Here is a 14330-nt window from a genome sequence, read left to right on the forward strand (position 1 = left end):
CGTCATTTGACGACCGGTTGGCGGCGGGTGCAAAGAATGCTGGCAGTGGGCAGGGCCTCGGGATTGCTCCTGGACGCCCGCCCTGCCGACGATTCGGATCTCACGGGCCGGTTCCAGATCGACATCTCGGGCGAACCGGGCGATCGGCTCTTCACATTCCAGGTGGTCGACGGCCAGACAGTGCTCTCGTCGAACGAGATCCGCGAGGAGCTGGCGTCGGGGACAACCGAGGATGCGCCCACCCCCGTGGCCGGTGCGGAGCTGCGATCGATGATGATCACAGGTGGTGCGGCGAACCGGAACCAGGCCCGGGCCGAAGCGGCCGACCTGGTCCGAAAAATGCTTACGAGCCGGGACGCCTGGCCCGCCGAGCAGTCCGGCACGGCAACGCTTTTGGCCGACGAGCTGGTAGGCGCCGTTCCGGACGATGCAGAGGTCGATGCCTCCTTGGTCCTCACCAAGATGGCGACGGACGAGGGTTCGGCGCTCTGTCTCGAGTTGCGCGTTCGCGGCAACGCGGACGCCGTGGCGTTGAATCTCGCTGAGGTCTATGCCGAACACTCCGGGATCGAATACGTCTCGGGTGGCTATACCGTGTGGGCGGTGCTCGGCGACCGAACCGATGCCGCGGAGGAAATTGCTGCCGCACTTGCCGATCGCGCTGATCAGGTGCCCGAGCCCAATGAGCGAATCGCCGCCGAACCGATACCCGAGGAGCTGTCCGGGGACCTGCATTCGGCGACGCGACGCGGCGCGAACCAGCTGGCCGCGATCGCGCTCGGCCGGTCGTCCGATCAGCTGGGGCTGACCGCGACTGAGGTCACATCCGGCCACGTCCGGCTGATTGTCATCACCGACGCAGCACGACCGGGAAACACCGTCGGCGAGGAACTCTCCGAAACGACTACCGCGGCACCGCGTACCACTGTCGCCGACGAAGCATCGGTAACCGACGCCCAGCACGACCACACAGCCGGAATACCCACAGCCGCCCCCAACATCCCGCGGGCGGTGCCGCGTTCCGATGCGGCGGTCGACGGCCAACCGGAAAACATCGCAGACGAAGCCGTCGTCGAACAGCTCGCGGCCACGCGCGCGAGCGTCCAGCCAGCGCAGCTGAGCCTGATGCTGTTCGCGGGAGATCCCGATGCGGACGCCCAGATCCGCGCCGCGATCGACGAAGTGGTGTCCACCTGGTCGGTCGCGGCGCGGGCTGCGGCGGCCGACACCGCCGCCGCGGTGATTGCCGCCATCACACCGGGTTCCAGCGGAGCGGACGCCAGTGTGCTGATCGAAGCACAGCAGGAGCGTCTGCAGGTGACGATCGACCGATCCGGTAGCCCCGAATTGCCGCCGGAGCTGATGCGGACCCTGGATCACAACGCCACCGGATGGCGAGCCGAGTTGTGGCCGGGCGAGCAGCGCATCGTGTGCCTCTTCCAGCTCGTCGACGGCGCGATACGAGTGGTCGGCCGCGACACGGCCGGGGAAGCGGTCGACGACGCGGTGCTGAGTTCCCAAATCGAACTTATGCCGTACGAGGCCTATGTGACCGACGCCTGCCAACTTGTCAGTGACCTACTGCTGACCGATCATGTGGCAGCTGCCGACGTGCAACGAGCAAGAGCCATGACGCGCCTCCTGGCGCTACGGATGGTGATGTATCGGTTTGAGCAGACCGTGCTCACCGCCGAGATATCGCCGTCGGGGCTGCTGACCCTGGAGTTCGTCCACGCCGCCACCGGAGCCCAGTGGGGCGGCGTCTACCGGCCGTCGGAACCGCAGGAAATCCACCTGCGCGTCAGCGAGCAAGATGACCCGGAAACGGTCGCGACGAACACCTGGCGCGCGGTTCGCGGGCAGATGGTCCGCAACGGTTGGACCGATGCCGATCACCTCGCCGCCGCCGAGGTCGTGGTGCGGCGACTGATGTCCGAGTTCGCGGCCGGGCTGCGTGACAACCGCAGCTGGCGGGTAGATGTGCAGGTATCCGGCACACCGGGCAGCAGGGTCTTGGCCGTCACGGCACATCACCCACACGACCTCGACGACAGCTCCGCATTCCCACTGGTCGAACTCCTCGAGCGCGCGGCGTCGTCGAACCCGGATGACGCGACGGCCATGGACTTCTACGGCAACCAGTGGTTGGTCGATCTGCATTGGACGGCAGGTAACGAGGCCACCGCGAACACCGCCGACCTGCATTTCAGCGCGACCGATATGTTCGAGCGCGCGGGATATCTGTTCGCCGCCGGAGTAACTGGGACGGAGGCGGTCGAGCAGGCTGCCCAGCTGGTCACGAGGGTATTCGCGAAGGTCCCCGCCGAGTCCGTCACACCCGAGACCCGGCAGCAAGCTCTGACCCAGACCATCGAACTGGTGCACGGTCTCGTGCTTGGTGCGGACGCACCGACATTGCTGACCGGGGCCATCGTCATGGGAGCGCAAGGCCTGGAATTCCGTGTCGCGGTGGCCGTTCGGAACCGGACGAGCGCCGCGGACGAACCGGGCGGATGGCAAGCGCAGCATCTTGTGCGGTCGGGACGCGTGAGCCGAGCAGGGACGATGCCACTGGGGCAATCCACAATCACTTGGGCCGCAATGCCGTTGGCCGCGGGCGATGTGGCCGGCGGAGGCGGAGGCAATGGGGGTGGATCCGGCTCGAGTGGGCCCGGAACGAGTGGGCCCGGAACGAGTGGCCCGATCGACATGGTCGACAAGATCGCCGAGGTGCTGGGCGAGGTGCGCGCGTCCGAAGGCGCCGTCGGCGATCCGGACAGCGCGCAGGAGAGCAGCGGAGCGCATCGTTCTGAGGGCGGCAACGATTCCGAAGTCCGAGCGGTCGATCCCGCCGAGTCAGAGAACGACACTCTCGCGCGACGCCCGCGTTCACTTGTCGTCGGGCTGGCGGCTCAGCTGTACAGCGTTCGAGCTGCCGAGCAGCCCAGTGCAACCGCTGGATACGACACCGTCCTCGATACCACCACCGATCCGGCATGGCAGGCCGCCCATGCCGGTAGCGATCGAGTCCCCTTGGCCACCACGGACTTCCACGCACTTCCGGACGACGTGCTTTCGGAGTACCTGCGCCTGGCCGAGGTCGCATTGCCGGTCGTCCTCGACGCGTTGAGTTCGGGTACCGATATCTCGAGTGACGAATTTATCGAGCACCTCAGCAGCAGGATCCACGACGGGCGGCTCCAAAAACATTGGCGTGCCGCCACCCCGGAGCAGCGGCTGCCGTATGACGATCCCGGCTACTCCGAGGTGCTGCGCGAACAGCATCGGCATTTCGCGCGCGCCGTCCGCGATTCCGTCATGTCGGCCAGTGCCATCGACCGTTCCGCACCGGATCCGTTCGCATCGTGTGCGACGGGCGCGGAGGTCGCCGCGCAGATGCAGCGCAGACATGCGGTCCGCATGTTCGGAATCGACGGCGTCGCGGTGGAAGTCGTTCGTGAGTTCGCCCGGACGATTCACGTGCTGTTGACGAAGTACCCGTACGTCCAACTGCACCAGATAGGGATCGGGCCCGTCTCCGGCGACCGATTCATCGCGAGCGACTATGCCGAAGGAACCGATACGGCCTACCCGTTCACACGGACGCTCACGCTATCCGACGCCGTCGCCGCCGACCCGGAGTCCTTCGCGCAGACGTGGACCGAGACGGTCCATGCCGGAACCGCCGTGGGACCTGTCGATCAGGCGATCTATGGCTTGGTTCTGGCCGAGTTCGGCTACTCACTGAGCAACACGGGCGGTGCGGATGCGGCGCATTACGCCACAGGGCTCGCCAATCATCACAAGAGCAGTCATGAGGGGCCAAGGCGCTGGTCTCCGGACGCGATGTATACCTGGCGGAAAGGCGAGTTCCGCGCCTACGGAAAAGATCGTGACGGGCGATTCAGCGCGACCGCGGCGTTGGGCGGAGCGTTCGCGGCCATGGAGCACGACCCAGCCAGCGGCTCGGTCGGAGAGCAGGTCCTGCACGACCTGTTGACCAGCGCCGCCATGAAGAATGCCGCCCAGTATCGCGCACTGCGGGAACTGGCGGCGGAATACCATCCGGTGTCACCGGCGGAACAGCAAGCCAAGCTGGCCAAGATCGCGGAAATGCGGGCCAATAATGATTTCCGCATGATCGATTTCGACAATCCGGGCATCAGCTTGGATACCGCCGGTCAGGTTGCCGATGCCTTACAGCACATGCGCACCGAGTTCCTGGTGCTCACCGAATTGTGGGAGTTCAATAGCGCTCCCGGCGACACGGGCAAATACGCCCACGAGTCCCGTAACGGTATCGAATTCAACGAATTGTGGCTTACCGCGCCGACACAAATGCGCGCCCAAATAATAAAGCAAATGGCGGCCGGACGGCTGCACTGGGACCCCGATCTCGCGTACTTTTGCCTCGCCGTCCACGAATTGACGCATCGGCTGCGCCGACTGGTTTCGACCACCATGACAGATGCGTTCTCCGTGCTGCAAAGCCATTTTGAAACGACCTACGGCTCGGACGACATCGGGCGCCTCAGGGCATGGATGGCGCGGCAATTCGCCTTCTACGACGGTGGCCGGAATCTCGATGCGGAGGCGATCGAACCGGAGTCGATGGTGGCCGCCGAAGTCGCCACCCTGACGCCGACCGAGGGCGAGACGGTGATACGCGACCACCTCGCCGCACTTGCCGCCGCCGCAGCCGGACAGCGCGGCCTCACCCTGCCTCCGGCGAGAACGAATATGCCGGACTGGACGCCGCCTCCCCATGTCGAATACGAAGTTCGGCCGCCGAATGACCCGACGCTCTATCAGCCGCAGGCGGTCGGGGATGATATGAGGCGCGCGATCCGACGACCGTCCGTCAGGGGAGGGCTGTTCTACGGCCAGGACGGCGCGAAGTACACCACCAAAGGAATGGAATATTTCCTGATCGGCATCGATCCGGAAGATATCCGTACGGTTAGCTACTCCGAGATCCGCAATACCATGCCGGAGCTGGTTCCGGCGCACGCGGTGCTGCATAGCACATATTCGAATCCTGATGATGGGCCGATCATGTTCGGCTACTGGCTGATCAATAACGGCGTGCTGGAGGAGTCGAGTCTAGCTTTCAGCGGGACCTTCCTGAGAGGTGAGCAGGATCTTGGTGTTCTGCTCAAATTCACCACGCAGTATCGGAAATGGCTGGTTACGCACCAGATCGATCCGTCGTCGATCAAGATCGAAAATGGAACCCTGGAAGGCGAGCTGTGGCGGCCCGTGGGTGTCGGGGCCGTACCGTCTGTCCGCGAATTGCTCGATCGAGGTGGGTTAGATGCCTCGACAGTATTCGCCAGCAGCGGCAATGGATTCTGGGTGACCGTCGGCACCGTGGAGTCGACTTCGACCGGGCTATCAATCCCGTTGACAATCAACCTCTTGGACGGCGGAACCGGAACGTTCACGCTGAACATCACCGAAACCACAGCCCAGGTTTCGGATTCGGATCTGGCACAGGGACCACACGCAGCAGAACTCACGACCGCATTCGACATCCTGCACACCCATCTCACCGCCCCGTGGCTGGCCGCGTCGGACGTCACGTTGTCTGCTCCGTCGGCCACACAGAATTCCGAAGCGCAAGCCAGTACTTCGACCGGCAACGCCACCCACCTCGAATCAGCGCCCACCACAACCGATTCCGACGCCAACGAGGTGCCCGAACACGTCCGCAAATGCCTCGTCCAAACCGTGCGCACCACCTGGGCCGTCGGCTACGACGAGGCGACCATCCCCGACGAAAACGCCGACACCTGGAAGGAACTCGAAGACAGCCTCCACGCCCGCCTCACCAGAATTCCGATATCAGCCACCACCCCGGACCCGCTTGCCCACACCCTCGACACCATCGAAAACGATGACAACATCGACACCCTCGTCGTCGTCATCGACAACGGCACCGACGCCCACGGCTATACGGTCACCAAAGTCGAAGGCACAACCTACATCTTCGACACCCTCATCCCTTCAACCTCCACCGCCGAACCCCGCCGAATACCACGGGTCCGCACCCGCGCCGAATGGGAACGAGCCCTCCCCGAAATGCTCGCGACCTTCGGCGAAATACGCGACGCCTTCAGCCTCGAACTCACCCCAAAAACCGACGAAACCACCGGCAAACCCGACGGCACCATCACACCCCGCACCCAACCAGACACCGACGGACCCAACCAAGAACAACGCGAACACAAAATCCTGGGCAAGCCCGGCAACAACACGCCTGAAAACCCCGACAAAGCATCGGCACCCGACAACCCGCCCAACCCCGCAGCTGGCGCAGACAACGAAAACTCCACGGGCACGGTCAGTTCCGACCCCGCTTCCCCTGAAAGCCAGCCCGCCGCGCAAAAGCAACCTATCGGTAGCGAATCACTGATGCACCTGGTTCGCAGCGACCCCTATCTCGGCGTACGCCTCGGGGCCGAGTTCGTCAACGATGCCGGCTTCGCGATCATGCAAACGGTGACGTCGCTGTATTTTATGGAACACGGTGGACCAGGAGTGGCGGGCGCCGTCGGATGGGCCGTCCAGTTGCCGTACATCGGCGGCGCACTGATCGCGGGACATCTGACCGACCACACCCCACCCAAGAAATTGCTGATGGGCAGTCAAGCCGTGGCAGCGGCAACAGGAGTGGCAGCGACCGCCGCCCTTGCATCCGGAACTTCGTACTCCGTCCCCATACTCGTCGGAACAACACTCGTCGGAGCGGGTGCCTCCGTCCTCTACAACAGCGCCGCTGGCAAGGTGCTTGTCGAAATGGCCGGGAACGCGCAGGACGGACTGACCCGCTTCAACAACCTCAATATGAATGTCACCCGTGTGCTGGGAAACGCACTCGGGCCCATAGCGCTGAAAGCCGGCGCATGGACGGCTCCCGTCATCGACCTCGGTACGAGCCTTGTGAATCTGGCGACATTGTCGCGGATGCCGACATTCCCGACCGCGCCGAAAACGGATACATCAGCGAGCACTTGGGGCGATGTGCGCAAGTCGATCGCCGAGGGCTGGCATGCCGTCCAGGATCTCCCCGCGAGGCGGCGTACCAACATCAACCTAGGTTTCACCAATTTCTACTTGGGAATGCAGACACTCCAGTTCACGTCGCTGATCGCCGACTCCGGTCTTCCGGCGTGGCAACAGGGAGCAGCACTATTGATCACCCCGCTCGGGGGCGTGATCGGGAACCTGATACCCAAGAGCTGGTTGGAGAAAACCAGCATCGACACGCTGCTCACGGCCAGATTGGCCAGCCTGGCCGGGCCCGCGATACTCCAGGCAACCACCACCAACCCCTGGATAGCCTCGGCAGGAATCGCCGCCACATGGACAGTCCTCGGTTCGGCTGGGATACCTGTCTACACCTACTTGAACAAGACAACCCCGTCCGAAATGCGCGGACGAGTTGGAGCCGTATACACGGTGACGAGCCGAGGAACGTTCGCGCTGGGTCCAGCGGTCGCCGGCGGCGCAATAGCACTATTCGGGCACCAAACTACCGGCGTGTCCATCGCCGCAACATTCGGCACTATCGCGGGCTGGTCCCTTTATCAGCGGCTGTTCAAAGGCCGGAGGCTGCTGGACTGCATCAACCAAACATCCCAAGCGACCTGGGCCCTCGGCCTCAACACGGGAATCAAACCGAAGAGATGGCAAAAGAGCCCGGAACACCTCCGGAGGGCCATCGCAACCCAACTCGTCAAAATCGAGTCCGCCCCCGCCACCGAGCACCCGGTCGCCAAGACCATCGATGCCGTCCGAAACCTCGAGGACGGAGCCGACACAGCCGTCATCCTCCTCGATGACGGCAAGAAGATGCACTCCTTGACCATCACCAATACCGACAACAAACCCGGCGGCAACGTCGTCATCTTCGACACCAACATCACCAACCCGGACGACCCCCACACCGACCCCAATGACCCCGAGCGCATCCCCCGTATCCGCCGCGTCCGCACCCTTGACGAATGGACGGCGTCCTACCCTGACATCAAAGAAGCCTTCGTCGCCTTCCTTACCACCGACGAGGAAGACAACCTCACCAACCGCTACCCTCACGACCCGGCGTTAAAAGCCCCGCGCAAGGACGGCAAAGTCCTGGGGCCGATGCAGAGTCCGTCGGACAAGGGCGCGACGCTTTGGGATGGAAACCGTTCCGGCGGAACGGAGTCAGCGGATTCGGCACCGAAGACACCATGGAACACACCTCGGTCCGGTGGTGTGGTGCACTCACCCGAGGCATCGGTTGACGACGAGCCCGCCAACCCCCAGTCGGAAGTACGCACCGGCGAGGTCGAGGATTCGCGGGCGCGGTTGGTTCGCCAGCGCGAGCAGGCGCGCGAAATGCCCGACGCCGCAGCCGACATGCGAGACGACATCGATACCGCAACGTTGGAAGTGGACCCCGCACAGCCCGACAAAGGTGCACGGCGGCTCGAAACCCTGGTAGACAACGCCGACGAGGTCAACCGGCTGGACTCCGCGCGGCCCGTGGACGACGACCGGCCCTTCGTATCTCAGCAGGCAGACTGGCAGGAACGAGAGTCACGGACAAAGCCCGGTTCGCGTACACCGTGGTCCGGAGGGAAAGGTCGGCAGGCCGAGTCGAACCCGCAGCCCCACACTGCCGCCCAGCCGACGCAAGCATCGCCGCAGGCCACTCCCACCTTCGACCTGTCAACTCAGGATCTGGCGGCAACGGCCGCGCAGACCGGTTGGCGGACGACCGTCACCGAAGCGGTCCGCACCATGATTCGATCTGGCGCGATAGCTCCGGGAGCGGTGCTTCCCTCGGCCCGCGCACTCGCCGAGCAGCTGGGAATAGCGGAGCCGACCCCGGTGGCGCGCGCATACCAGCAACTGTCCGCCGAAGGCTACGTCGCGAGCAACGGTGCTGCCGGGACTCGGGTGAACAGCCCAGACCGCTGGCCGAGCGACCCGGACTCGAATCATCCGATCACCGCGGAACGACTCCTGGAGATCTTCGCGGAATCAACCTCGAGCACGGAGTTGGCGGAGGCCGGCGCGCGCCGAGGTTGGCGGGAAACGGTGGCGTCCGAACTGCGAGAGGCGATCAGGTCAGGTCGCATACCGGAGGGAGGCGTGCTCCCCAAAGCGCGTGACCTTGCAAAGCAACTAGGGCTGTCATCGGACACGTCGATCGGCAAGGCATATCGCCAGTTGGGAAACGAAGGATATGTCGTCAGTGGCGGCCGCGGGGTGCGCACCACGGTTGCGGCTCGTGACCAGTGGCCAACCAGCGACGACCGGGCCGCCTCGCCCACGCAGCACCCCTCGGACGTACCTTCCGATCGGCTGCGCGACGAGTTCGAACCCCGGGTTTTCCAGCGGGCGCTGGCCGCCGTGGCGAGCCGGGTTCAGCGAGGTTCTCTCGAACTCGACGCGGTACAGCAGAAACAGCTGGCGCGTGACATCACCGACGAGACATTCCTACTCGCGCGCGACCAGATCACCCCCGGCGCCTCGGATGCCGGTCGAACGCTGGGCACAATCTTTGGAAACGTCGCCCGCGACCACCTCGAATCGGCACGATATCGGCACAGCATCTGGTCGGTCCTGCCGCAATACGCGCGCGCCGGACGACTCGGCCGCGCTCTCGCCCTGGCCACCCGCCAGGATCTACAGAACCGCCTCGACGCCCTTCAAAGGAACAACCCGACGCAGTATCGCTGCCTCATACTCCGACATGTCGAGGGATTGTCGCGGGAGCGGACCTCGGAGGTGATGAGGTACGGGGTCACGACGATCCGAGCCATGGAGTACTACGCCGCGCACGCCGTTGCCGGGATACCCCCCGAGGACAACATCGAGTTCGATGAGGAACCGGATGAGCAATCGGCCAGCCCGCCGAGGCCGACCTTGGAAGGCGGCGCTGTCGATGAAATTACCGAGGCCTTCCGGACGGCCCTGCGCGCGGCCGATCTAGGAGACACCGCACTGCTCGACACGCTGCGCAGCGCCGCCCGGCGGCTCGACAACCCCGAATGGGCACTGTGCCTGGAACTTCGGCATGAGCGCGGCCGGACATATGCCGAGATTGCCGTCGACATGGTCGGAGAACGCACGGCCAACGCGGCCAAGAAGCTGCATCACCGCGCCGCGCACGCACTGCACACGATTCTCGACGCGAGAAACGCCCTCATCGGCAAGCAAACGCGGCACGAGCTTGCGGCCGATGCCGCGCAGATCGGTTGGCGACGGGCCGTGTCGGACACGGTCCGCAGAGCGATCCGGACCGGCGCCGTCCCCCCGGACACTGTGCTTCCATCGGCCCACGAATTCGCCGAGCATCTGGCGATACCGGAAATCCACATCGCGCGTGCCTACCAGCAGCTTTCCGAGGAAGGCTACGTGGCGAGCAATCACGGAGCTGGCACGCGGGTGACCGGCCAGGAGCACTGGCCGAGCACACCCGCACCCGATCGGCCGGCAACCGCGGGACAACTGCTCACGATCTTCACGGAAGTTTCCCCGGCCGATGACCTGGTGCGTGCATGCGCCGGCGGGCTGTGGCAGCCGATCGTGTCGGCCCTGCGCGAGGCGATCACCTCGGGCCGGTTGACCGAAGGACGGTTGCTCCCCCCGGCCCGCGAACTCGCGAATCAGCTTCGCATTTCGGAAAGCTCGGTGCGACGCGCTTATCGACAGGCAGGCAGCGAGGGGTACCTGGTCAGTAGTCACGGGGTAGGCACGTCGGTAGCGAGCCCGGACCTGTGGCCGGCGAGCCCGCTCACAACCGAGAGTTCCGGTCGCCCGACCGATCGAGCCCGAACTCCCGTGCCAACGCCCTGGGAACAGCCTCGCTCGGAGGCCGGGGGCAGCAGCCGAGCCGAAGACACCGACTCCAATACCGAGCACACCGAATCAGCGCACACCGCAACAGATTCTGGCGATCCCATCCAGGTTTCCGGCCACCCCGCCGCACCTGTCGAAAACAGCCAAGTCTACCACCGACTCATGCACTTGATCGAATCCCCGGAGAGCACTTCCGCGTCGGCGAAGACTCCTGAGCCCAACGGCGTCGCGGGGACCGACATTGCGCAGAAGCGCGCGACCGGCATACACCGCGCGTCGCGCAGCACACGCGCTGACGGTACGTCGATCGCCGCAGGCAACCATACCGCCCGCCGATCAGACGATGAAGCGCGCCAGTCACCCGAATCAGCCACTGCCACAACAGATTCCGACACGGATGTACCCGAGCACGTCCGAAAATGCCTCGTCCAAACCATCCGCGCCACCTGGGCCCTCGGCTACGACCGAGCCACCAGCCCCAATAACAACGCCGACACCTGGGACGAACTCGAAAACAACCTCCACGCCGAACTCACCAAAATCCCCAGAGCAGCCACCACCCCCGTCACCGACGCCATCACCCATGCCATCGACACCGTCGAAAACCCCGGCAACAACATCGACACCATCATCGTCGTCATAGACAACGGCACCAACGCCCACAGCTACACCGTATCCAACGTCAACGGCACGGCCCTGATATTCGACACCCTCATCCCGCAACCCACCACAGCACCCAACGAAGAACAACCCGACCACTACACACCACGAGTCCGCACCCGCACCGAATGGGAACAAGCCCTCCCGGAAATCCACAACGCCTTCGGCGAAATCAAAGACGTCTTCATCCTCGAATTCACCGAGAACCCCACCGGCCAACTCGAACCCATCCACAAACCCGATACCGACGGCCCGACCCAGCAACAACGCCAACACAAAATCCTCGGCACACCTGGCCAGCCGAGGGACAACTCGACAAATCTGCCGCCCGCCGAAGCGCCCCAGACACCGCGCCCCGGCTCGGACGCAGCACGGGCAGGTACGGAACCGGTGGCGCAGTCGGGGGTCGGAGACGGCCGAGGCGAATCGGCTGCCCGTTTTGCACTGGACACCGATGACATCGAGGAGTTCGTCACCGGCCTCGCGAACATGGTGCGTGAGCAGGCGTCCGGCCGTGTCGTGGTCGATCTGTTCTACAATTCCTTTACGCCCGCCGACCTCGGCGCGAGATTACGACAGCAACCGGTAATCCCCGGTCTGGTCGAAGTCGTCGCGATCAACTACTCCGGCAAAACAATTCCGGTCTTCTCTCGCGATGCGGTCTTCGAAACCGCACCCGATGTGTCCGGCACAATTGTCGTGCTCGACGCACCTCCCGCACTCCAGCAGATCAGCGACACGCGTAGCGAGGTGACGTCGGGTCTGGTCACCGCCGCCCGAACCGATAGTCGGACCACAACAAACGAGTCCGGAACGGACACGAACGCCCGATCTCTGACCCTGTATTTGGTTCAGGCGCAAGGAGTCACACACCCGCAGATACGGGAAGCGCTGGAATTACCCGCCCCGCCCGATCTCGAAATCCAGAGCAACGATCTCACCGTACGGTGCGCGATCATGCTGTATCGCCGGGCGGACAACGGACTCATCGCCTACATCGCTTACCACGAACCCGCGATCGACAACCCGGAATTCGACAACATCCGTCGCATGATCGACGACGCACTGCTGGAGCATTGTCCAGATGAGGCAATAACGGTCAACGAGTTCTACGACCATGGCCCCAACTTCTCCGATCAGCCCGACGAGCCACGGATGATCGGCCCTCGGCCAGCGGCCGATCCCACGCACAGCGCAGCACCGAACCACGCGACCACTCCCGAAACACATCACAACACTGGCGTGATCGGGCGCGTATTGCCAGCCGCGATGCACGTTGCCGAGATCGTCGGGAATGAGCGCAGTTCCGCGCTGAACGTGCGGTTGTGCGCCGAGCGAGCGCTCGAAGAGCTCGGTCTGGGCGGTGCGCCGATACCGATGCGGCCCGACGGCGAGCCGCAGTGGCCCCATGGGCTGATCGGGGTAGTCGTCCGAACGGAGCGTCTCACGGCCGTAGCCCTCGCCGACGCCGGGGAATTCCTGGCCTTCAACGTCGACGCCAAGGACCATGTCGGACTTCGGACCAACGTGATCATCGGTATGACGCAACGCGAGGAACGCACCCACCTACGGGAACTCAGTGCGGCCCACCCCGGGACGCATTGGGATCAAGTGCTCGCCTCCGCCAAAGCCAACATCCTGGACCTGTACGCGCGACTCACCGGACACCAGCTGAGGCACAACCAGTTGGTGGTCACGATCCACCCCGGTGCTACCGATGCCGATACCGGCACGTTCGAGGCAAGGCTCCTGGATGACACAGCGCCATCCGAACCCGCTCCGCTCGCGTTCTCCGGACGCTTCAACGTCGACGAAAACATCGTTGCCACAGCAATCGTGCTGCGGCACGAGCTACTCGCGGTCGAGGAGGTCCGTGCCACACCCGACCCCATCGAGACCGCACAACCGGCCGAACCCACCGGGACCGAAGAATCAGCCCGATCCGGCCCGTCCGAGCGTCGAAGCACCAAGGAACTGGTAGCTTCCGCACGGGTCGGGGACGCGCAGGCTTATGGCGAACTGTACGAACGGCACGCCGAAACCGCGCGCAGGGCAGCCGAACGTCTGCAAGCCCCAGCCGACAGCGTGGACGATATTGTGTCCGAGGCATTCCTGAAGGTGTGGGAGGCGCTGCGCGGCGGCCGCGGACCCGTGTGGGACTTCCGTCAGTACCTGCTCACCACGATCTACCATTCCGTGAACAGGGGACAGTTCCGCCCCAACACCCGTCTGGTGCTCAGCGGCGACATGCGCGAGCACGACGTAGCCGAGCCAAACACCGACGCCGCTTTGACTGGCCTCGAGAAGTCCATGGCGGCACGGGCATTCAACGCTTTACCGGAAACGATGCAAACCGTGTTGTGGCACATCGAGGTTCAGGGTCTGCCCACAACCGAGACAGCCGACCTGCTGGAATCGAATGCGAATGCGACGGCGGTGGCTGCCTTCCGGGCGCGTGAGCGCTTGCGCCAGCTGTATCTGCAGGCGCATCTGAAGCAGACCACCACCGAGACGTGCCGCACGACCGTGGAAAACCTTGGCGCCTGGGCGCGCAACGGTCTGCGGAAACGGGCGGACGCCAAGGTCTCGGCCCACCTCGACGACTGCGAGAACTGCCGGAAGCTGGCGGCATACGTGTCGGAGGAAAACGGCATCCTGGGCGGACAGCGGCGCGACACCGCGGCCGAGCTGGTGTCGGCCGCTATCCATGATCTTGAAGCCGATTCGGCAGCAGGGAGTTCCGTCCCCGAATACCTCCGCAAATGCCTCGCCCAAACCGTGCGCGCCGCCTGGGCCATCGGCTACGACGACGCCAC

1 protein-coding gene (running past one end of the window) is annotated in these 14330 nt (G+C 64.3%); it reads left to right on the forward strand.

Translation table 11 applies throughout. The features are described 5' to 3' along the window. On the forward strand, positions 1–14330 hold part of the coding region annotated (locus NP3_RS41110; protein WP_157124891.1) for an MFS transporter (this coding region is incomplete at both ends). Its footprint begins 26667 nt before the window's first position; 14330 of 40997 annotated nt are visible.

Source organism: Nocardia pseudovaccinii NBRC 100343 (assembly GCF_001613225.1).
Lineage (GTDB): Bacteria > Actinomycetota > Actinomycetes > Mycobacteriales > Mycobacteriaceae > Nocardia > Nocardia pseudovaccinii.